Annotated in this window: 26 protein-coding genes and 2 tRNA genes; 17 read left to right on the top strand and 11 right to left on the bottom strand. The window is 38.5% G+C overall.

Features of this window, described 5'->3' with window-relative positions; all coding sequences use genetic code 11:
- Positions 1-26 precede the first annotated feature (26 nt).
- Complete coding sequence (locus SU86_RS00870; RefSeq protein ID WP_048186861.1) at positions 27-1,079, top strand: N-acetylneuraminate synthase family protein; 1,053 nt, start codon at positions 27-29, stop codon at positions 1,077-1,079.
- A gap of 51 nt (positions 1,080-1,130) precedes the next feature.
- On the opposite strand, the gene SU86_RS00875 is transcribed toward SU86_RS00870, so the two are convergent.
- Together SU86_RS00875 and SU86_RS00880 are read right to left on the bottom strand one after the other, a co-directional pair.
- Positions 1,131-1,850, bottom strand: coding sequence for a PIG-L deacetylase family protein (locus SU86_RS00875; RefSeq protein ID WP_052755406.1), 720 nt, complete (start codon positions 1,848-1,850; stop codon positions 1,131-1,133).
- Complete coding sequence (locus tag SU86_RS00880; protein ID WP_048186862.1) at positions 1,847-2,509, bottom strand: formyltransferase family protein; 663 nt, start codon at positions 2,507-2,509, stop codon at positions 1,847-1,849. Before SU86_RS00880 ends, SU86_RS00875 begins: the two co-directional genes overlap by 4 nt.
- Before the next feature lie 62 nt (positions 2,510-2,571).
- Between SU86_RS00880 and SU86_RS00885 the strand changes: the two genes are divergently transcribed.
- The 4 genes from SU86_RS00885 (at position 2,572) to SU86_RS00900 (ending at position 5,696) form a co-directional block, all read left to right on the top strand.
- Complete coding sequence (locus SU86_RS00885; protein WP_048186863.1) at positions 2,572-3,108, top strand: GNAT family N-acetyltransferase; 537 nt, start codon at positions 2,572-2,574, stop codon at positions 3,106-3,108.
- A complete protein-coding gene (locus SU86_RS00890) occupies positions 3,041-4,177 on the top strand; it encodes a DegT/DnrJ/EryC1/StrS family aminotransferase (protein WP_320408989.1) in 1,137 nt (378 codons plus the stop codon). Before SU86_RS00885 ends, SU86_RS00890 begins: the two co-directional genes overlap by 68 nt.
- A gap of 4 nt (positions 4,178-4,181) precedes the next feature.
- Entirely contained in the window at positions 4,182-4,733 is a 552-nt protein-coding gene (locus SU86_RS09305) for a GNAT family N-acetyltransferase (protein WP_148550698.1), read from the top strand.
- A gap of 201 nt (positions 4,734-4,934) precedes the next feature.
- Positions 4,935-5,696: a hypothetical protein gene (locus SU86_RS00900; protein WP_048186864.1), complete on the top strand. Its 762-nt coding sequence runs from the start codon at positions 4,935-4,937 to the stop codon at positions 5,694-5,696.
- A gap of 19 nt (positions 5,697-5,715) precedes the next feature.
- Here the strand turns inward: SU86_RS00900 and SU86_RS00905 are convergent, their stop codons facing one another.
- Positions 5,716-6,711, bottom strand: a complete 996-nt coding sequence (locus SU86_RS00905) for an SIS domain-containing protein (RefSeq protein ID WP_320408990.1) — start codon at positions 6,709-6,711, stop codon at positions 5,716-5,718.
- Positions 6,712-6,822: 111 nt separating this feature from the next.
- Here SU86_RS00905 and mtnA point away from each other — a divergent pair, with 111 nt between their 5' ends.
- Both mtnA and SU86_RS00915 read left to right on the top strand, forming a co-directional pair.
- Positions 6,823-7,863, top strand: a complete 1,041-nt coding sequence (gene mtnA / locus SU86_RS00910) for an S-methyl-5-thioribose-1-phosphate isomerase (protein WP_420887331.1) — start codon at positions 6,823-6,825, stop codon at positions 7,861-7,863.
- A gap of 36 nt (positions 7,864-7,899) precedes the next feature.
- Positions 7,900-8,529, top strand: a complete 630-nt coding sequence (locus SU86_RS00915) for a PqqD family peptide modification chaperone (RefSeq protein WP_048186867.1) — start codon at positions 7,900-7,902, stop codon at positions 8,527-8,529.
- 7 nt (positions 8,530-8,536) lie between these two features.
- Here SU86_RS00915 and SU86_RS00920 read toward each other — a convergent pair whose 3' ends face one another.
- On the bottom strand, positions 8,537-8,773 hold the full coding sequence (locus SU86_RS00920) for a hypothetical protein (RefSeq protein WP_048186868.1): 237 nt from the start codon (positions 8,771-8,773) through the stop codon (positions 8,537-8,539).
- Between the two features lie 60 nt (positions 8,774-8,833).
- Positions 8,834-8,908, bottom strand: a tRNA-Arg gene (locus SU86_RS00925).
- Positions 8,909-8,948: 40 nt separating this feature from the next.
- Here SU86_RS00925 and SU86_RS00930 point away from each other — a divergent pair.
- Positions 8,949-10,121, top strand: a complete 1,173-nt coding sequence (locus SU86_RS00930) for an aminotransferase class I/II-fold pyridoxal phosphate-dependent enzyme (protein ID WP_048186869.1) — start codon at positions 8,949-8,951, stop codon at positions 10,119-10,121.
- On the opposite strand, the gene SU86_RS00935 is transcribed toward SU86_RS00930, so the two are convergent.
- Genes SU86_RS00935 through npdG form a run of 3 tightly spaced genes read right to left on the bottom strand, consistent with a single transcriptional unit; the run spans position 10,115 to position 11,402 of the window.
- A complete protein-coding gene (locus tag SU86_RS00935; protein ID WP_048186870.1) occupies positions 10,115-10,510 on the bottom strand; it encodes a pyridoxamine 5'-phosphate oxidase family protein in 396 nt (131 codons plus the stop codon). The two genes, SU86_RS00930 and SU86_RS00935, sit on opposite strands and share 7 nt — an antisense overlap.
- A complete protein-coding gene (locus SU86_RS00940) occupies positions 10,503-10,730 on the bottom strand; it encodes a hypothetical protein (RefSeq protein ID WP_048186871.1) in 228 nt (75 codons plus the stop codon). The genes SU86_RS00935 and SU86_RS00940 overlap by 8 nt, the downstream gene beginning before the upstream one ends.
- Positions 10,731-11,402, bottom strand: a complete 672-nt coding sequence (gene npdG, locus SU86_RS00945; RefSeq protein ID WP_048186872.1) for an NADPH-dependent F420 reductase — start codon at positions 11,400-11,402, stop codon at positions 10,731-10,733. It lies immediately after the preceding gene.
- Between the two features lie 72 nt (positions 11,403-11,474).
- Between npdG and SU86_RS00950 the strand changes: the two genes are divergently transcribed.
- The 6 genes from SU86_RS00950 to SU86_RS00975 are packed head-to-tail and all read left to right on the top strand — an operon-like array spanning position 11,475 to position 15,795.
- Positions 11,475-12,083: a histidine phosphatase family protein gene (locus SU86_RS00950; RefSeq protein ID WP_236687722.1), complete on the top strand. Its 609-nt coding sequence runs from the start codon at positions 11,475-11,477 to the stop codon at positions 12,081-12,083.
- A gap of 52 nt (positions 12,084-12,135) precedes the next feature.
- Positions 12,136-12,399 carry a cytochrome c oxidase subunit II gene (locus SU86_RS00955; protein ID WP_048186874.1) on the top strand — a complete coding sequence of 88 codons (264 nt, stop codon included), beginning with the start codon at positions 12,136-12,138 and terminating at the stop codon, positions 12,397-12,399.
- Entirely contained in the window at positions 12,400-12,822 is a 423-nt protein-coding gene (locus SU86_RS00960) for a cupredoxin domain-containing protein (protein ID WP_048186875.1), read from the top strand.
- 46 nt (positions 12,823-12,868) lie between these two features.
- Positions 12,869-14,395 carry a cytochrome c oxidase subunit I gene (locus tag SU86_RS00965; protein ID WP_048186876.1) on the top strand — a complete coding sequence of 509 codons (1,527 nt, stop codon included), beginning with the start codon at positions 12,869-12,871 and terminating at the stop codon, positions 14,393-14,395.
- Positions 14,396-14,404: 9 nt separating this feature from the next.
- Positions 14,405-15,349 (top strand): plastocyanin/azurin family copper-binding protein, encoded by a 945-nt coding sequence (locus tag SU86_RS00970; protein ID WP_048186877.1) that lies wholly within the window; start codon positions 14,405-14,407, stop codon positions 15,347-15,349.
- Positions 15,350-15,351: 2 nt separating this feature from the next.
- Positions 15,352-15,795 (top strand): COX15/CtaA family protein, encoded by a 444-nt coding sequence (locus SU86_RS00975; protein WP_048186878.1) that lies wholly within the window; start codon positions 15,352-15,354, stop codon positions 15,793-15,795.
- Here SU86_RS00975 and SU86_RS00980 read toward each other — a convergent pair.
- Positions 15,792-16,295, bottom strand: a complete 504-nt coding sequence (locus SU86_RS00980; protein WP_236687723.1) for a hypothetical protein — start codon at positions 16,293-16,295, stop codon at positions 15,792-15,794. The genes SU86_RS00975 and SU86_RS00980 overlap by 4 nt on opposite strands.
- Before the next feature lie 93 nt (positions 16,296-16,388).
- Between SU86_RS00980 and SU86_RS00985 the strand changes: the two genes are divergently transcribed.
- From SU86_RS00985 to SU86_RS00995, 3 genes are all read left to right on the top strand, one after another.
- Positions 16,389-16,991, top strand: a complete 603-nt coding sequence (locus SU86_RS00985; protein ID WP_048188999.1) for an SRPBCC family protein — start codon at positions 16,389-16,391, stop codon at positions 16,989-16,991.
- 46 nt (positions 16,992-17,037) lie between these two features.
- Positions 17,038-17,126, top strand: a tRNA-Lys gene (locus SU86_RS00990).
- A gap of 1,528 nt (positions 17,127-18,654) precedes the next feature.
- Positions 18,655-18,861 carry a hypothetical protein gene (locus tag SU86_RS00995; RefSeq protein WP_048186879.1) on the top strand — a complete coding sequence of 69 codons (207 nt, stop codon included), beginning with the start codon at positions 18,655-18,657 and terminating at the stop codon, positions 18,859-18,861.
- 18 nt (positions 18,862-18,879) lie between these two features.
- Here SU86_RS00995 and SU86_RS01000 read toward each other — a convergent pair whose 3' ends face one another.
- Both SU86_RS01000 and SU86_RS09310 read right to left on the bottom strand, forming a co-directional pair.
- Complete coding sequence (locus SU86_RS01000; protein WP_048186880.1) at positions 18,880-19,338, bottom strand: hypothetical protein; 459 nt, start codon at positions 19,336-19,338, stop codon at positions 18,880-18,882.
- Positions 19,339-19,946: 608 nt separating this feature from the next.
- Positions 19,947-21,428 (bottom strand): restriction endonuclease subunit S, encoded by a 1,482-nt coding sequence (locus tag SU86_RS09310; RefSeq protein ID WP_148550699.1) that lies wholly within the window; start codon positions 21,426-21,428, stop codon positions 19,947-19,949.

A 21,428-nucleotide genomic window follows, 5' to 3' on the forward strand; every position in this document is an offset into this window, starting at 1 on the left:
TTATAAAGTGCTACAAAAAACATCTCATGTTTTCGTTTGATGATCTAAATAATAAAAATCGAACCTTTATCATCGCAGAAGGTGGCTCGAATTGGAAATGTGGAACTTTTGATGACGATCTCAATAGAGCTAAACAACTCATAACTATTGCAGCCGAGTGTGGAGCTGACGCCATAAAATTTCAAGTCTACAGACCTGAAACCACATATGTTCAAAATGCTGGCACCAGCAATTATCTTTCTGAACATGGTATAAGTGAAAACATCAATGAAATCTTTGAAAATTTATCGATGCCTTATGAAATGATACCAATTCTTGCAGAATATGCTGAGAAACAAAAAATAATTTTCATGGCAACACCATTTTCAATAAAAGATGCTCAAGAAATAGATCCATACGTCCCAATACACAAAATTGCTTCGTTTGAAATAAATCATGTCAGATTACTTGAATTTCTTGCAAAAACAAAAAAACCGATTCTTATTTCAACTGGTGCGAGCACATATGACGAAATTGACTTTGCAGTGAATCTTGTTAAGAAAGTCCATGATCGAATAACTCTTTTACAATGTACATCAAAATATCCTGCACCTATGGAATCTATGAATCTGAGTGTGATCCCTCAGATGAAGTCAAGGTATTGTCTTCCTGTGGGATTTTCTGATCACAGCATGGATCCACTAATAGCACCATTAGTGGCAGTTGGCTTTGGTGCAACGGTAATAGAAAAGCATTTCACAAGTGATAGAAATCTTGTTGGGCCGGATCATCGATTTGCACTAATCCCAATTGAATTGGAACTTATGATATCCTCAATTAGACAAGCAGACAAATCTAAAGGATCTGGCAATAAAGAAGTCCTCAAAGAAGAAAACGAATTGCAGAAATTTGCTAAAAGATCTATCCAAGCAATTAGAAAAATTACAAAAGGTGAAATTTTAAGAGAAGGGTATAACTTTGAAGTACTCCGACCAGGTAATATGACCAGGGGGCTGGAACCAAGATTTCTTGCACAGATTAGCGGAAAAAAGGCTGTAAAAGATGTGGAAATTGGTGAAGGAATTCTGGATTATGAATGAAATAGATAATCAACAATTTGACTGTCTTTCAAAGTAATGCCAAAATAATTGTTATAATGAATTTTTAAATTGCCTGACCAGACAAAATGCCTCAGCTGCAGAAAAGCCCGAGACTGTTCCCCATCGCCTTGCAATTACTTCTAAACCCTTCTCAGATCTCGGATGTGGAAAATTCCTGATCTCAGTTTTGTAAGCCGATAACGCTCGAATTTTAGTTGCAAGTTCTTTACTTATATCAATGAACATATTTGGAGAAAATTTTGCTGGAAAGTACCATTCTGTAGATGATGGCACTTCAAAAGATATCACTTCTTTTACTTGATATTTAGAATGTGGTCTTGTTGCAGTTATGGTTGCATCATAAAGCATTCTATGATCAACATTGATATCATTTTGTGAATGTGTAAAAATAACATCCGGTCTAAAATCTGTTATTGATGATTCTATTTTCTTTGTTATCTCCAAGTTTGAAATCTTGTCCATCTCATTATCTGGTAAGTCCATGAATTCTATATTTTTTACACCCATTATTTTTGCAGCTTTGCTAGCATCCTTCTGTAATGCGCTTACTTGTTTTTCCATCTTTTCCATAGTTTTTTTATTTATTTGATAATTAGTCGAATTTGTATATTCAGAAGAACGACGAGAAATAATGCCTGTAGCCATAATGATTATTTTCAATTCGTGTCCATTTTTCACATATTTTGTGATAGTACCACCCATTCCCAAGACTTCGTCATCTGGGTGAGCAGCAATTACAAGAACTTTCAAATTATTTCTCCTCGAAATTCGAGTTTTTTACCGTCATATTTTGCATCTTTGAAAACAATTTTTTTCTTTCCGAACTTAATATAGGCATGAGGGTAAGGATCTGCAAGCATTCGTATGAAATCGTAGATGTATTTTTTGGAATAATCTAGCGTCTCCAATTCACTTTCTTCAGGTTTTCTTCTCTTAAATGTAGTACTCTTACCAGCTTGCTTTCGCCTTCTAAATTTACCTTCAATGATTCTATTGATTAAAAAATAATCATTTTCTATCATTCGGGAGAATATCTCATTCAATGTTCCATTCAATGACAAGTCTCTTTGAAGTAATATGTCGCCACCATCGAGTTTTTCATTCATTATAAATGCTGTAGTTTTAGTCTTTTTTATGCCACGAATTATTTGGTTTTGTATTGGACTTCCGCCACGAAACTTTGGCAAATTAGATTCATGGAAACAAATACATTGATAATTCTTTATTATGTCCTTTGAAATAATCCATGACCAATCTGGGAAGAAAATTAAACTAGGTTTAATTTTTTTTAAATACGTAGATGTCAATTTTTTAGGATTATCAAGTAGAATCAAATCTTTATGTTTTTTGACCAATTTTTGGTATAACAAAATTGCCCAATCTCTGTATGCACAAAATAAGTAAACCATATCTCTATCGACTTTAGTGATAGAGATATTGATTTATCTATCTATTCAAGTCAGTATTTCATATGTTTGAAGGAAAATATGTCAAGTTAAGAGCATTAGAACAAGAAGATTTGAAATTATTGAAAGATTGGAGGAACCGCAAACATGTGAGAAAAACTACTCGGGAATATAGATTGCTTAACATGATACATCAGAAGAAATGGTTTGAATTAATTCACACTGAAAATCCGCCCAAACATATCATGTTCGGAATTATGAAAAAAAATAGAAAACTAGATGGTGTTACGGGACTTACATATATTGATTGGAAAAATAAACATGCTGAAATTTCTATCTATATGTCAAATAGAAATTGGCAAAAAACAAAGGAAGCAAAAGACACAATTAATCTAATGCTTGAATATGGCTTTGAAGAGCTTAATCTTCACCGACTATGGGTAGAAATTTTTCAAATATCGACAGAAAATATAGCATTATTTGAACAAATGAATTTTAAAAAAGAAGGCGTTTTGAGAGATAAAGCATGGAGAAGTGGAAAATGGTGGAGCTCTATTATCTATTCAAAACTCTCAAATGAATACAAAAATGAATCAAATTAAATTATTTGATCCAGTAGTATCTGGCGAAGAGGAATCATCAATAAAAAAAATTTTTAAAAATGGATTTTGGGCGTCTGGTGCCGGGATAGGACGTGTCAACGATTTTGAAAAAAAATTTCGCGCATATGTGAATTCAAAAGATTGTATTGCTGTGAATAGTGGAACAGCTGCATTACATCTTGCGCTTTCCGTATTGGATATTAAAAATAAAGAAGTTATTCTGCCCTCACTTTCTTTTGTGAGTACAGCTCATGCAGTTGTATATAATGGTGGAAAACCGATCTTTGCAGAAGTAGATCCGCAAACCCTCTGCATCGATCCCTCTGACATAAAGAAAAAAATCACCAAGAATACCAAAGCCATATTGCCTGTTCACTTTGCAGGTATGCCTGCAAATTTATCTCAACTAAAACACATCAAAGAAGAGTTTGATTTAGCACTAATCGAGGATGCTGCTCATGCATGTGGTGCTAAATATGCCGGCAAAAAAATAGGCTCACATGGAGATATGGTATGTTTTAGCTTTCATCCCGTAAAAAATCTTGCAATGCCGTCTGGTGGATTGATTTCAGTTAATCGTTCTGATCATAGAAATCTGAGAAAAATCTTTTCATCAAAAAGATGGTGTGGAATAACTGATAGGAAAGATGTATCTTATGATATAAAAGATCTAGGTTGGAATTTCTATATGAATGAATTTTCTGCTGCAATCGGGTTAATACAATTAAAAAAACTAGATCGCTTAAACAGTAAACGAAAGAAAATTGCAAAAAGATTTCATAATGAAATTCATCTAGAACAAAAAATTCCATATGATAAAAACTGCTCGTATCACTTTTACTGGATTTTATTAAAAAATAGGGATCGATTTAGAAAGAAAATGAAAAGTGTTGGTATTGAGACTGGAATACATTATCAACCAATTCACAAATTTTCAATGTATGATAAACATTCCAATCTCCCAATAACTGAAAAAATAGGAAATTCAATAGTAGCTCTTCCCACACATCCTAATCTTTCTGATTCTGATCTTGATTTGATCATTGACTCAGTTAACAAATTTTCATAATATTATGAGCAAATTAAAATCTAAAAAAGTTGTAATGTATGGAAAACATGTAAATTTTTATACAATCACAAAAAATGATCTGAGAACTCTACAAAGATGGAGAAATTCTAATGATATATTTGCATATAATACTCAATATGTTCTTCTTAACATGATTAACCAAGAAAATTGGTATGAAACACTGCAAAAAAATTCTGATCGTATTATGTTTATGGTCACCAATAAATTGGATAATCCGATAGGAGTATGTGGTTTAATTCATGTTGATCTGAATGATAAAACTGCATCTATTGCAATAATCATAGGCGAAAAAAAATTCCAGAGTAAAGGATTTGGTACAGCGGCTTTACAAATGTTGATTGATTATGGATTCAACAAATTAAAACTACATCGACTGGAGGCTGAGGTTTTCGAATATAATGAAACTTCAATAAAACTTTTTAAAAAAATGAACTTTACACAAGAAATAGTGTTACGCAACTCATTATGGCGAAGAGGTAAGTGGTGGAATACTTTTCTTTTTTCAATTCTACGAAATGAACACGTGAAAATTTAATTTCAAACGATATGTACGATACAAATGATTCTGGATGATTTACATTACAAAATTTCACTTTCTCTAAAGCCTGATAAAAAGACAAATTAAAACCGACTTAATATGAGAATTAATCTAATATTCTTTCAGTGTATGACATAGTAATTTTTGTAGGCTTCTTGAGCATTTAGTTAATTTAGGCGATTTTCATAGATTCATTACTTGAAAAAAGATGTTGTAGTTGGACTTGGTGAGATAGGAAAACCAATCTTACAGATTATTTCAAAGACTAATCCTGTAGTTGGGTATGACATTAATCCAAAATTAATGGACGGCAAAAAATTTTTAAAATATCAAAACTTGTCTACTAGATTTCTGCACGTCTGTATTCCATTTACTACAAATTTTATTACAAATGTTGTTTTACTAAGTGAAAAATTTCAACCAGAATGTGTGATCATACATAGTACCATTCGCCCAAAAACAACTAGTACTCTCCAACAAAAATCACTGATTCCTGTAATCTATAGCGCCACGCGTGGAGTCCATAAAAGAATGGCCTATGATCTGAAACGTTACACAAAATTTTACGCCGTTGAGAAAAATGCCCCTAGAGCAACCTGGGCAGCCACAACTTATTCAAACGTCATGAGAAAATGTGGCATAAAAACAACCAGAATGTCGAATCCAATTACACTTGAACTTGCTAAAATTGTTGTCGACACGTCATATTATGGATGGCTGATAAACTACGCTCAACTAAGCAATATGATCGCTGTAAAAAATAAAATCAATTACGATGAAATGTGGTCATTTGCAGATGAAATTCACAAATTTCTTGGAAATAGGCCAAAAATGTATCCTGGATTCATAGGAGGCCACTGCGTGATCCCAAATCTTGATCTGATAAAAGATGATGCGCTTAATCTGATAAAAGAAATCAATGATGATTATGCAAAAATCTTGAAACGCAAGAAACAATAAAAAATACTAAATTTTTAATCTATTTACTTCGGCTTTTTACAAAATTAATTGCGTTAACGGGAGTAGGATCAATTCCTGAGATTACAGCACGATATATCGTGGAGTAATCAAGCAAGTAGATCAAACCGATTATCTTTGACAATATGCTCCCATTAGCAGAAGAAATTTCTTTATACTCAATTTTATTTTGTTCAAAGTATTCTTTGATGATGGTCCATCGTTCTTTTGTCTTTACGTAATCGTCTTCCCCTCTGATCAAAATGGGTTTAAGATCAGACTGCCTTTGCCAAGCGACAATTCCATTATGACAAGCTTCTATGATATCTTCTGCCATGGCATGCATTTTTGCATTCTCTTGAAGAGAATTTTTAAATCTAATTGCAGCTGCTTGAAGTCCCCAAGGATAGTAGATCACTGGAATGTTTGAAATCCAGTCTGCAAGACTTAGTGCTGAGTTCTCTGAAGTAAGATTTGCAGATGATATTTTCTCTTGTATATACTCTAAATTCTCGATTGATTCAACGACATCTGTTTTTTTTATTGTAATTATAGGTTGTAAAATTTTTAACATCGCGAATAGAAATGATGTCAATGAAGCTCTTGGAGAATGATATGTGGAAATATGTCTGTGTTCTATTTTATTTGCCTTACAGTATTCTTCCATTTTACCGCCACTAGAAAATGCGATTATTTTACTACCTGTATTCTTAGCTGAATTTAATACCGTCAGAGATTCGGCAGTATTCCCAGATACGCTAGTAGTGACTACCAGAGTGTTAGCATTTATCGTATTTGGAATATGATATCCTTTCACAACATCAACGTGAATATTTGTCTTGGATAATATGGAAGAAAATATGTCATTAATTGTTCCTGACCCACCCATTCCAGTCAAAACAATATGTGAAATTTTCTCAAAATTGATTTGTGCAAGATCCGTATTGTAACTTTCCTTTGCAATCTCAGGCCATCTATCATAAACCTTGTACATTCCATATGAGTCAAATTTATTCAAGATAGACGAGTCGAGCAATCGTTTTTTGAATGACATCTTGTGATATAATGGTTAACAAGTTTATTTTAAATAACGAAAAAAATCTGATTATTTTACTTGACCGAAAAAACATTGCCCCTATTAAGAACTATAGAGTGGAAAAATAACAAAGTGGTGATGATTGATCAGACCAAACTTCCTGTGGAGCTTGTACGTGTAGAATATTCTGATTATTTGGATGTCGCAAATGCAATCAAGACTTTGATTATTAGGGGAGCTCCGGCCATTGGTGTTGCAGGTGCATTTGGATTGGCATTGGCCTCGCTTCAAAGTAAATCCAGCACAAAAGAACAACTAATCTCTGATCTAGAGATCGCAAAAAAAATTCTCTTTGAGACAAGACCTACTGCAGTAAATCTGGCATGGGGTCTTGAGCAAATTATGATGGTAGCAAAAAAAGGTAACACTGTTTCAGAAATACAAAATCTCATAATAAATACGGCAAAGCAAATGGCGGAAGATGATATCAAAATTAACATGACTATGGGAAAATACGGTTCAGAATTATTTTCCAACAATGATACAATAATGACTCACTGCAATGCCGGATCTCTAGCTACTGTGGCATATGGAACTGCATTGGGAGTAATACGAGCTACAAAGGAAAGTGGAAAAAACATCAAAGTAATCGCAACCGAAACTCGACCTGTACAACAAGGATCACGTTTAACTGCATTTGAGCTAAAACACGATGGATTTGACGTCAGTCTGATTCCGGACACTGCTGTTGGTTATTCCATGGCAAATAAGCTAGTAAACAAAGTGGTTGTAGGTGCAGACAGAGTGTTACGAACCGGCCATGTGTATAACAAGATTGGAACATATCAAGTTGCATTAATGGCAAAACAGCACGGAATTCCATTCTATGTAGCAGCACCCTTGTCCACATTTGATATGAAAAGCAGCCCACAAGAAGTCATAATAGAGCAACGAAAGGGAACCGAAGTAACACAAATTGGCGATAGAAAGACAGCACCAGATGGAATTAATGTGATAAATCCCGCATTCGATATGACTCCACCAGAACTTATCTCGGGCATAATCACAGAAGCAGGCGTTGCAAAACCACCATTTGAAGAATCCATCAAAAAATTATTTGAAGCTAAGAAATAGAAAGTTTTTATTCATTTTTAGAACCACATACAAAATATGTCAGTTAATGCCGAGCAAGTAAGGGAATCTCTTACCAGGTGTATGGATCCAGAAGTCCCACTAAACATTGTGGAAATGGGACTCATTTATGGAATCGACATTACGCCATCAAATGACGTCAATATCAAAATGACTCTGACCACTCAAGGCTGTCCGTTGCATCAAACACTAGTTCAAGATGTGACAAGATATGTAAAAAAGGTTCCAGGCGTTAATGATGTCAAAGTGGACATTGTCTGGAATCCTCCATGGACAATGGACAAAATGTCAGAATCTGCCAAAGCCAAACTCAAGAGCATGTCATCTGGGAATAGCCCTGCACCAATAGATTATGAAACAGCACTACCTCAAGGTGTCGGCTCTTTGGTACAACAAGAAGACGGTGGAATGGTTTTGGCAAATGAGCACAATCAGGGATTCATGGTAAATCAGGCAATCATTGATTTCTGGAAGTCATGCAATGGACAACGCAAGATCACAGAGCTGGTAGATATATTTGCACAAAAAACAGGACTTCAAAGATCCCAAGTTGAAAAGGAAGTAATCCAATTAATTGGCCAGCTAAGAGATGGTGGTCTCATTATAATACCGCAACCTGAAACACCAAATGTTCAATTTAGAAAATAATTTTTAACTAAATTTCGTTAATCTCTATAATGGTTGCATGAACCGAGTCCAGTCTGACGATGGCTCGTTTTTCTGCAAATCCTAGAGCAACATACCAATCACCAGATTCGTCATCATATTTTGTTTCTAGCGTCTTGATGCTTTCTTGCGGTATGTTGTATTGCTTTATGATTCCAGATACTGCTAGTATGATGGCTTGTTTTTCAGTCTCTAGTCTTTTTTTCATCAGGCCTATTCCGGGCATATGGTATGATACCAAAATTGTTCTAATATAGTTAATCATCATATTTACAAAAAATAATTCAGGGCTCGGAGGGCTTCGATCCCTCGACCTGGCGGTCCGAAGCCGCCCGCACTATCCAGACTGTGCTACGAGTCCAAAAGCCCTTTAACAGGGCTAAATATCTGTCTAGCTGCCCATGAAAGTCTCAAAAAAAGTAGCTGGAGTAGAATATGCAATACGAGATATCGTAACTGCTGCACGCCAAGTCGAAAAACAGGGAAAAAAAATCACGTATCTCAATATCGGAGACCCGGTACAATATGGATTCCAACCACCAACAAATGTCAAGGATGCAATGATCAAATCCATCCGGGAAGGCAACAACTATTACGCACAATCCGAAGGTTTGCCTGAGCTTCGAGAGGCAATCTCACTAAAAGAAAAGTCAAAGGGATTGTCGGTATCTGCTGATGATATTTTGGTAACAAATGGAGTCTCGGAAGCTCTAGACATGGTAATGTCGTCTATTGTAGAGGAAGGAGACGAGGTGTTGCTCCCAGGACCATATTATCCACCATACGCATCATATGTCAGGTTACATGGAGGCAAACCAGTAGAATTCGCAGTGGATCTCAAAAATTCCACACCAGACATTGATGATATCAAATCAAAGATTACACCAAAAACAGTCGCAATATGTCTTATTTCTCCAAACAATCCGACAGGCGCGGTATTTTCTGAAAAATCATTAAAGGAATTAGTCGACATCGCAAATCAACATGATCTGTACATAATCTGTGATGAGATATACGACCAAATCGTATTTGATGAGAAATTTACAGGAATCGGCAAGGTATCTGGGGATTCACCAATTATACTGTTAAATGGATTCTCAAAGGTTCATCTCATGTCTGGCTGGAGAATTGGCTATATTGCGTTTAATAATTCGCCAAAACTTGTACCGATACGCGAGAATCTGCCCAAACTTGCTCGTGTAAGAATCTCTACTAATCTGCCGGTCCAATATGCTGCACTAGAGTCATTGCGCGGCTCACAGGGTTATGTCTCTGAATTTGTGTCCGAGCTCAAAAAGAGGCGGGACTTTGTAGTAAAACGACTAAATTCTATTCCGGGATTGTCATGTTCAAACCCAAAGGGCGCATTCTATGCCTTTCCAAAAATAGAAACCAATCCATACAAGACTGATCAGGAATTTGTAATGGAATTACTAAGGGAAACTGGCGTGCTGACCGTTCATGGATCTGGGTTTGGAACACAATATGGGAGCGGATATTTTCGAATAGTGTTTTTGCCTGATCTGAATACGTTGGACTTTGCTCTAAACGAAATCGAAAGATTTTGTCAATAGTGCCAGCTTGTGACCTTTAGTGGTGTGATCTCTATTACACAATTCGTCTGATCCAATAATTGTTTTGCTGATTTTCCTTTTAATGTCTTGAAATAACGAAGCAAGATTTGACCTGCAATTTTTTTGACCTTGTAATTGTCTCTGATTAGTTTTGCCCTGCCTGTGCCCATCATACCATCAATTGGTGACCAAACTCCAGCATCCACACAAAAACAAATCTTGTTGTTTTTTGCAATGTTTTTTGCCTTGCTAGTTTTGGTGTTTGTACCGATATAGAATTTTTTTCCGATGTACTTGTACCACACTGGGACTAGATGTGGCATACCCTTACTGTCTATTGTAGCTAAATGTAGAATTTTTTGCTTTTTTAGGAATCGAACTTTATGCATATTTTTTTTTAAACCCTAATAGTATCATAAATCCTCCAAATGCAAACATTCCAAGTGAAATCTTTTCATTTGTAATTTCTGCATTTGTCATAAAATCCAAGACGAATTCCGGGCCCCAAATTAACAGGTTCTGTACAATTACGATTGCGCCAACTACAACAAACAATACGCCCATCGCAGAATACCAGTTTCTGCCTCGACGCGGATGATATTCACTCATTTAGAGAATTTTTATTCCGGGGTTTTTCATCTTGTTCTTTATCATGGCATTGAGCAACAGCGGGGTTGATATTTCTGCCAGATATGCCAATGCGCCAGAGCCCAGAAATATTGGCCTGAGGCCACTAATCTCCCCAATCATGCTATTTACAACATCAATGGACTCCTTGTCGTCTCCGCACACAAAAATATCATAATCCAGAGTAAACGTAGGATCGACTAGCTTTTTTTCCGATATCACATGAAACGCAGAGACTAGCTTGTTTTTGTTTTTCATGTGTTTTTGAACCATTTGGTGTGAGAATGGTTTGTTCTCCTTAAGAGGGATGAACTCAAACCCAATGTCTGTCTTTGTCATTGGCACGATTGGTGATATGACTGTGCAGCTGTCTTTTATTTTTCCCAAAAGGCCAGAACACACCGAGTCGATGTTCTCATATGGTATTGATAAAATCAAAACATCGCTTTGAGTCGCAACCGAATCATTGTCTGTGCCCGATATTGTTCCATTTATGTTTCCAAATGCCTGTTTTGCTGTTTGTAAATACTCGTTGGCTGCGTCTGATGCTCTTTGTGTATCTCTTGAGCCGATCAAGATTTCGTGATTTTTGCACCACCGCAGAGCAAAGCCTTTGCCCATGCCGCCAGTACCACCAATAATCCCTATTTTCAATTATATCACGGCAGGCAATGTTATTATTATCTTTATTTGAAATTTTAAAAATTCATGGGATTGATCATATTCTTGCGCCATGGCCAAGCAAAAAATAACACATCACGAGTCTTGGCAGGAAGATCTCCAGATGTTCCATTAACAGAAAAAGGAGTCAATCAGGCAATTGAAATTGGCAAATTCCTAAAGTCACTTGACATTTCACACATTTACGCAAGCCCAATTGAGCGGGCTCACAAGACAGCGGAAATAGTCGGCAGTCATGTTGGATTGCCTACCACCATAGATGAAAGATTATACGAGCTGGAAATGGGCAAGTTCTCTGGCATGGCATATGATGATCTGTTTGCAAAACACGGAAATGTATTTCTGAAATTTTACCAAGGCGATCCTACTATTGAGGAAAACGGAGTGGAAACCTTTGATCAGGTCAAAAAAAGAGTCTTGGGTATGGTGGATCACGTCAAAAAGGAGCACTCTGGCAAAAACGTCCTGCTAGTAACCCACATGGATCCAATCAAAGCAATGATATCAAATGTCCTAAATCTAAACGCTCGATCCCTCTTTGAGCTGATAATTGCAAATGCTTCACTGACAATAATTCGAGAAGAGCAAGGAAAGTTTTCCTTGTCTGCAATCAATGCAATGAACTCTGATCGATACAACCAAGGACCTTTCTAATAATCTGCAAAAGCCTTAAATAGAATTTGCAGACCACGAGCTGTAATCGGTCATGGCTAGGGCAATTGTATTAATGTCAATTTTGACTGTTTTAGTTATTTTACCAACATTACAATTGGTCTTTGGTGAGGCAACCGAAGCCGGCGATTACATTAACCGCAAAGTAGAGATCTGGAATCTCTTTTTCAAGATGATGACAATAGCATTTACCGTTGGAGCTGTAGTATCTGGCACTTTAATCTGGGTAGTGTGGCGATTCAGAGAGTCCCATCCAAAGGCCAAGCCCACAAAATACGAAGAAAAGGGCGAATGGTAAATGAGCGGACACTCTAATTGGCCTGAATGGATTTACATCGGCGTTGTGATTTGCTTGCTGGCTTATGTTGGGGCGGAAGCATGGAATGTGGAGAGAATTGTAGAGCATGTTCCTGCAGAAGCCGAGGTAATCAAAGTGGTAGGTCAGCAGTGGTTTTGGACATTTGAGCATGAAGATGGAACCAAAGAGGTAGGGGAATTACATGTCAAAAAAGGCAAACCATACAAATTTGAGGTAACTGCCAAAGATGTCAACCACGCATTCAACATTCATGACTATGTAGTATTACAGGATGCCATAGTAGGCAGAATCAACACAGTTTGGTTTGCACCAGACAAGGCAGGAGAATTTACCATCCAGTGCAGAGAATACTGCGGACTATTACACTATAACATGAGGGCCACACTATACGTGGAGGAATAAAATGAACATTGATAACTTAATAAAACAAACACAGGTGGAAAACTAAATGGTCCTAGAACTAGCAAAACCGCGACCAATCTGGCAGATAATGTTCTCGACTCACCACACAGATGTCGGATTATTGTATACAATCACTTCACTAACATTCTTCTTCTTGGGCGGTGCACTGGCACTAGGAATCAGGGCAGAACTGTTCTTGCCTGGAAGCCAGATTATCGCTGACTCAATGACGTTTAATCGAATGTTTACCGTTCATGGAACGACTCTGATCTTTTTGTTCCTCTTACCGTTTGCATCTGCAGTTGGCAACTATTTTGTTCCAATCATGGTCCGATACAAAGACATGGCATATCCAAAACTAAATGCAGTTGCATTCTGGATGATTCCGCCAGCAGGCGCACTAATCTGGCTTGGATTTGCTGACTTTACTTGGTACGCAACACCGCCATACTCTGCGATCCGCTCTCCAGGACCAGCAGCCGACATGTGGATATTTGCCCAAAAGATATTGGGAGTGTCCTCGATTTTAGGAGCAATCAACTTTATAGTTACGATACTCAAATGCAAACACCCGGACTTGCCACTAAGCAAGGTACCATTACTGGCTTGGTCGTTTTTGAGCTCATCTCTGATTATTATAGTAGCAGTTCCTACATTTGCTGCCGCACTCGTAATGTTGCTAACTGACAGACTTGGCGTATCTGGATTCTTTGATCCATCAAAAGGCGGTGACCCGATAGCATACCAACACTTGTTCTGGTTTACGTTCCATCCTGAGGTGTATGTTCTGGTAATTCCAGCAATTGGAATGATGTATGAGATAATCCCTAGATTCTCAAGAAGGCCAATATTTAGCCAAAGCTCCGGCATCTTTGCGTTTGTGATGCTGGCAATAGTTGGATTCTCTTCATGGGCTCACCACATGTATGCAACAGGCATGTCATTTACAGAAAAAACAGTATTCATGATTGGAACACTGGCCGCAGTTCCGGCATCCGCAATGCACGTATTCAACTTTGTAGCCACAATGTGGGGTGCAAGAATTCGATTTGCAACACCAATGATGTGGGCAGTAGGAGGAATCGCTTTGTTCTTCTCAGCAGGAGCCGGCGGTGTAGCAAATGCGGCAATGCCATTTGACTTTATCACACACGACTCGTACTGGGTAGTTGGACACTTTCACTTATTTGTGATGGGAACAATTGCATTTGGCTCTATTGGCTTCCTATACTACATGTTCCCATTCATCACAGGAAGAATGTACAATGAAACCATGGGCAAGATTCACTTTATCATGTCGATGGCAGGAACTGTCATGGTCTTTTTCACACAACACGTACTTGGATTATACGGCATGCCAAGAAGAGTTTTCGATTACATACCATTACCGGAATACATCATAATGAACCAAATCGCATCAGTTGGTGCAATGATAATTGGCGTCAGCATGGCGCTATGGATTTTCAACATGATATACAGCTCAGCCAAAGGCAAGGAAGCAAACATGGATGATCCATGGGCACTAGGCGGCAAATACTACTTCCCACATCAGGCAAAGACACCACACCATTAGGATAATACCATGTCACACGAAGCACCAATCTACAGGACAAGCCCGGCAAGAACCGCAAAAATGATGGCAATCATGTGCGGCGTTTGTATTGCTGGCGGAATTTTGTTTTTCACATTCTGGGACTATTGGATATCAATGCCTCCAGGAAACCAAGTCGTGGCGGGAGGACACAAAGAAGGACCAGCAGTTGCAACCGGTAAGACAATTCCAGTCACACTAAACTTTATTGAGTCATCTGACTTTAAACAATTATCATTTAATGCATTACCAGGAGAGGAAGGCCACAATCCTACGATTCAGGCAAGCGTAGGGGATAAAGTAGAGTTCGCAATAGCAAACAACGGCAAATCATTCCATGCGTTTGGCGTCACACCAGCAAAAGAAGGCTTTGGTGATGTACTTGCAGGAACTGAGGTAGCAAGCGCAAATAGCCCGCTAAAGCCTGGTCAAAGCGGATCATCTGCATTCATACCAACAAGTGAGGGCACTTTCTACTACATTTGTACAGTTCCAGGACACAGAGAAATGGGCATGGTTGGAGAGATTATAGTTGGGCCAAAAGGTGCAGCACCAACTGCGGCAGCTCCAACTGGAATAAGCCACACATTTGATCTAAACTTTGTAGAATCATCTGATTTTAAACAACTGGCGTTTAACGCATTGACTGGAGAAGAGGGACACAACCCAGAAATTAAGGTAAAGTCTGGTGATACCGTTACCATAAAGTCAGCAAACAACGGCATATCATTCCACTCCTTTGGTGTTGTATCAAACCCAGATGACGTTAGTAGCATAGTGTTTAATTCTGCAATAGGTTCAATGAACAACCCAATCAAGCCAAAAGAAGCAAAAGAAGTAACATTTACTGCAGGTGCACCGGGATCATACAATTACATTTGTACAGTTCCAGGACACGCAGCGCTTGGAATGAAAGGCAGTTTCATAGTAGAATAATTTTGCGACTACAATATCTTGCGCTAGCATCGCTCATTGTCTTGTATTCTCTGATGTTCATTGGTGGATATGTATCTGCATCAGGCCTTGGATTATCATGCCCTGACTGGCCTCTATGCCCAAACGGACTGCTCCCAGACAATGAATTTCTAATAGAGTGGACTCATCGATTCATTGCTGCAACCACTGGTATCCTAATAGTTGCAACGACCGTTGGAGTTTGGCTAAACAAAAACTCTCATGGAAAAATCAAGGTTACCTCCACACTGGCATCAGTATTTGTTGTAACGCAAATTACACTTGGTGCGCTGGTGATTGAGGCAAAATTGCATGCTGTATTGGTTGCAATACATCTTGGAATTGGAATTTTGCTCTTTGCAATGACTTTACTAACTGTGCTGTTTGCATTTAGGATGGCAAAAGCAGCAATAATTGCAAAAGCCTAGTGTCTCTTGATTCGCTTTGGCAAATAGATGTAGCCAAATATCACGGCAGCGCCAATAGCACCTGACATTATCACATAAAAGAAGATGTAGCCAAATGGGCTCTGCGTACTCATGTTGAATGTGTGAGTGATTGCTTTGTTGTTTTCACCATAGATATCTACTCGAAATACGTGATTTCCTGGCTTGTCAAAGGCATAATCAAAGTCCCAATACCCGCCATCAATTGACTGTGGTGGAATACCATCAACTTGAATATCATCATAAAAGATCCTAACTCCAACTACAAACTGTTTTACGTCATTCAGATCGCGATCTGTTACATGCATACGAATCTTTGCCTTTTGGCCTGCCTGAGGAAACTCTGGGTCTGTTGCTACTTGGACTCGGTTATTACCTATTGTGGACTCTGCAGAATTAAACAATGCATGGCCACTTGCCTGATGAATAATTGGGAAAATAAGCAATGCAAATAATGCAAAAAATGCGATCTTTTGATGCACTACATTCAGATCGCTCCGGTCAATATAATGCAAAGTGGTTTTGTTCGAAAAATGACAAAAGCTTTAAATGCAGACTTTGAAAAAGGCCCAACGTTGACTACAGTAAGAAAATCAATCGATATCAAAGCTCCAGTTGACACCGTTTTTACATACTTTGCAAGACCAGAGCATGTCTCTGACCAAATGTCGGACAAAGGTGTAGGGATGACAGTCATTCCAATGGATATCAAAGACGGTATGGGTGTTGGAACAACATTTCGAATTGTCGGTGACTTTGGCGGAAAAAGGTTGGAATGGGACTGTGAGACAACAGAATTTGTCAAAGAAAGCAAAATCTCTGCAAAGATGACTGTAGGACCATTCAAGAAATGGGACATTACAACTGAATTTACACCAAAGACAGAGCGACTGACCACTGTTACAATGACGGTAAACTATGAGATGCCATTTGGCCCACTAGGTGGAATTCTAAACAAAGTCAAGTTTGCAAAGACTGCTGAAAAAGGAATGGAGAGCGCTCTATTCAAGGTTAGAGGACTGCTCGAAGGAAACGGCTCCATACCAGTATACATCACACTTGATGCGTACCAAAAACTACTAGCCGAGAAGAAAAAGATGAACAACATCCCAGTCTCAACGGTTTTGACTGCAATTCTGGACAAATACAACGAAATCGAAGCAAAAGCTTCAAACTAAATTTTTCATCTCAATTAAATAACGGTATACTTGTTTTTCCCTCAGTGGGTCTGTGGCTCAGCCAGGTAGAGCGACGGACTCTTAAAATTACTTGGAGAAATCCGTATGTCGTGGGTCCGAATCCCACCAGACCCGCTAATTATGTTAGTCCGAGTTCTTTTTTCGCATGACTCGCTCATTACGGGAGTCCGAGAACCACTAGACCCGCTCTTACGTAATGTCCGGGCACATTTTGACGACGACCTTTCCATTTGGCAAAGTTCCGATGTATTGCCATCCTTCGTTGATGAGCTTCTCTGCATCATCTGCTGTGACGACTCGCTGCTTGTATTGCCGTTCCTAAGGAACTCTAGCACTTTAGCGATTTCGTCATGGCTCATCGATTCTATTTTCGCTCTTGCTTCTTCCTTTTCTTTTTCAAGCGGGTCTTCTCCCGTCTTTTCAAGATCGAGAAACTCTTCGCTTCTCTTGAAGGCATCACGCATTTCTTCCATCAACGTCTTTGGAAGTATTCCCTTGTTGGTTGTGTATTTTGCTTCTATGGAACCTTTGTGTCCCATGAAGAAAACACGGAAGTCATGCGCAATCTTCCCTCTTGATTCTGCTATCAGCAGTTCCGTGTCGAAGAACGCCCTTAGCACATAGGGCCTCCACTTGAATCGTGGCCTCATTGCTTCTCTGACATCTCTTGACAGTATCGGAGTTATGACGAACTTCTTTCCCTCGTTTTTTCCTCGTCTTCTGCTGAGAAAACTTGGTGCTATGATTGGCGATTCCGGTGCAAGTGCTTCTCCATGAAGTATTCTTTCGTTCAGATATGCAAGGAGTCTCTTTGCCCCCAGATCTGTCAGGAAAGTGAAGTATTCGTGTCCTGCTTTCGACAACGTTTTCCTTACAATGATTCTTGGCGGGCTTCTTGTGAAAGTCGCCAATCCCTGAACTATTGCAAGGTCTGGGAGGTCTTTTATCATAAGACCGTCTGTAGCGTCGTAATTTCCTAACACTTCCGGTCTTAACCCCGCTTTCCCAATGAGAGCCATTATCGCTCCCTGCCTAAGGTCTGCTCGGTTGAACAGTTCCGTCAGTTCGTTTCCTTCCGGCACTCTTTCGTTTTCTAACGTCGGCGTTGCTTCGACATTTGCGATTTTGATTTTTCTCTTGATTTCGATGTCGAAGTGGTGTAGCCACGATTTGACCGCCACTATTATCGCTCTGATGTACTGCGGTGCTTTTCCCTGCTCTTCCATCATGGTGATGTGGTCTTGTATCAAATCAGTGACTGCTCTCGGGTCTTTCATCCCGAGTTCTATCAATTGCATTGGCGTCAGTTCGTGGTCTTCACAGAACTTGCTCAGTTTCCTGATGTTGACTTCTGCCGTGTTTGGACTGCCTCTTGCTATGTTGTCGTGCCATCTTTTGATGTCAGGATTTGAAAGGAGCTTTTGCTTCTTGGATTCTGGTCGTCTTTTCGTCTGTAGTGCAGCATCCATCTAATCCCTCGTTTGTGTCCGTTTCCTTAGTCTGAGAATCTGTTGGACTGTTGACTCACAGACCGCATTTGTAGCTGGCTAACACTAGGTGTTAACTGCTAAGATAGAATATGGCAGTGAAAGGATTTATACTTTAATGATTAGATATTAACGATCTGTGAAGTGGTTGGATCATGCGAAGCATACGAGAGGAAGCAAAAAAGAAAATTTTTGAAGTCTTGAAGGAGGCGCACCCGGATGATCTTACGACGGCGGAAATATCAAAACGGTCGGGAATTTTCAGACTAACATTGGCAAAATATCTGAAAGAGCTTGCCGATGAAAAGAAGCTCAGAACACGGAAAATAGGAAAGTATGTGCTTTATAGACGGACGAGATGATAAAAACGACAAAACAACCTATTGCTGATTGTTTTGTGTGGTTCGTTCCTCGATCTTGAAGTCTACTGGGAGATCTGCATCTACTATCCTATAGTTTACCATTTTTTCTTGGATTAGTCTTCTGACTTTCTTTTCTCCTTTTGTCAGTGGAGAGCCTTTTGTTTTGATCTCGATGAAATCAAGACTGTTTTGATTTACTCCAATCAGATCCATCGACGCATTTCCTGAAGTTGTCGCGAGCAGCATGATTTCCTCGTATTCATTCAGCAGTGAGAAGGTTCCTAGGATCTGGTTTATTCCGCCCTTTATCTCGTTGATACCAAGTTGTCGTGATTGTTTTCCTCTTTCTTTGAGTTGTCCAATTGCATCTTTGTATTTTTGTTGCAGTTTTAGCACCGCTATTGCTAGCCCAACTATTACAGCAATGACAATGGCCCATAATAGATACCAAGTCTCGGTTTGAATTTCGATTGCCATAGGAGTTTATCACAGACTTTTATTATTTGAAGTTTAGAAACAGAATATGGTCAAATATACGTCAATGATTACAAATTACGATGTTAAGGGGGGCAACAAAATACGAACTCTGACATAACTTGTCCATTCTGTGGTTCTAAACAAAAGAAGCCCCTCAAGACTTGGAAATATGGAACATCCGTCGATGTTTATCGATACAAATGTGTTTGTGGTAGACTATTCAATTCTTACAAAAGCCCAAAGAAGGTTTGGACAATTCCCAAATCAAAAAATTAGTTTTCTAAACTTTCGTAGGTAACCCAGCGTCCTTCAATCGTTTCAAAATTTCTTGCCTAGAAGGAGGTTTCGATTCTTCAGTTCCCTTTGAAAGCGACTTTTCAATCTGACTGGCAGTTTTTCCGCAATTGGGACAATCTTTGATTACTTGATAGCGTTCATCTACCCACACACGAGTAGTCTTATTCATTCCACTCCCACGAGCAATTTGAGTTTCAACACGGGCCGGAGTGTAACTTGCTTCTATCTGACCTTTGTCACAGAATGGACATTTTAGGATCTTGGGTTCTCGTTTTATTTCATACGACATGTGAATAAAAGAAGTTTAAGTTTTAAATCCTTATTTTTCGCTTTGAAATTTTCTTAACTTCTACTTCTTTCGATTTTTTGATTCTCTCTAGAAGAACTGATGCTGATTCGTCGTTGGGATCCTGCGGAACTAATTCGCCTAGGAAAGCTTTTGCCAAAATTGCTTGGTCTATTTTGTCAGCCCGTTTCTTTGCCTCTTCGACTGATTTTTCGATTTGATCTGCAAAGGAGTACAGTTCTGCAATTTTACTTGATATTCGCTGTTGTTCATCAATTGGTGGTAATGGAAATGGTAGCTCTGATAATTGTTTTTTAGTTACTCCTGCAATTGTTGTACCCCTATGAGTATGCTTGAAAATTTGTACTGTTTTTGATAAATAATAAAGTGCATAATTAGGATCGATAAGAGAATTATTGCCAACAAGCGCTTGGGAATCTTGACTAAAACAAATAGGTGTTTTAGTGAACGCAATTTTTCCTAACCCTACCCTCGTCACTACAATTATGCTTCCAGATGGAACCAAATTTGTTGCAGAATTTTTAATGGCTTCATGGGTAATTTTTCGTCTGGGTCGGATATCATACAAACCATAAATGTCTGCACTTGAAATCCACGGAATGTTTCCTTCCCAATATTTTTCAACCTTTGTCGATGGTGTGCCTCCACCGATTATATCATAAAGTTCACCAACACTAGTCCAAACCCAATCTTTCGGCAAGTCTGGCAGTTCATCGGTTTCGATTGATTGTGGTTCTTCATACTTGAATTTCTTAGGATCTTTCCCTTTCGCCTTTAATTCTTCCTCCCATTTTCTTCGTCTTTCCTGTTTTATTTTTTCAAGTAATTTTTCTGCTGGTTCATCGTTAGGATCTTGTGATACAAGTTCCCCTCGGAAAGCAGAAGCCAAAATAGACTGCCGCAATTTTTTCACTATTGTGGGAATTTTATCGAGGACTTCACGTGCAGATTTGCTTTCTTTGAAAAGTTCTTCAATTTTTGAGATGATGCGCTTTTGTTCTTTTGTTGGTGCTAATGGAATTTCAGCATTTTCTATAACATCCTTTGAGACCCTCAATTGACCAACTGTGCTCGTCATAAAGCCGGCAGCAAAGTTTCTGAACTTCTCTTGTCTAACGTAATGATATATGTAGTCAGGAAGAATTCCATCTTTTGCTCGTATAACGTGAAATTCGGTAGAACCAAATCCAAAACCATTTTTAAGATTACGTGCGATCGCAATTTTTCCATTTTCCATACATGGTGTTATTCTAGCGAAAATAACGTCATTTTCAAGAAATTTAGTATGTCCTTTTCTCGCTTCCTCAAAACTCATAACTTCAGGCGTCATAATACTTCCACTAACATCATCAACTGCTGCCATTGGAACAAAAGTAACAGGTAAGTTAGATTTAACATTAGAATAATCGTTTTTGGGGTTAACGAACGTTATTTCATCAATCTTAGACCACGCCCAATTAGATGGTAATGTGTTTATTGTATTCAT

It is taken from the genome of Candidatus Nitrosotenuis cloacae (genome assembly GCF_000955905.1).
GTDB lineage: Archaea > Thermoproteota > Nitrososphaeria > Nitrososphaerales > Nitrosopumilaceae > Nitrosotenuis > Nitrosotenuis cloacae.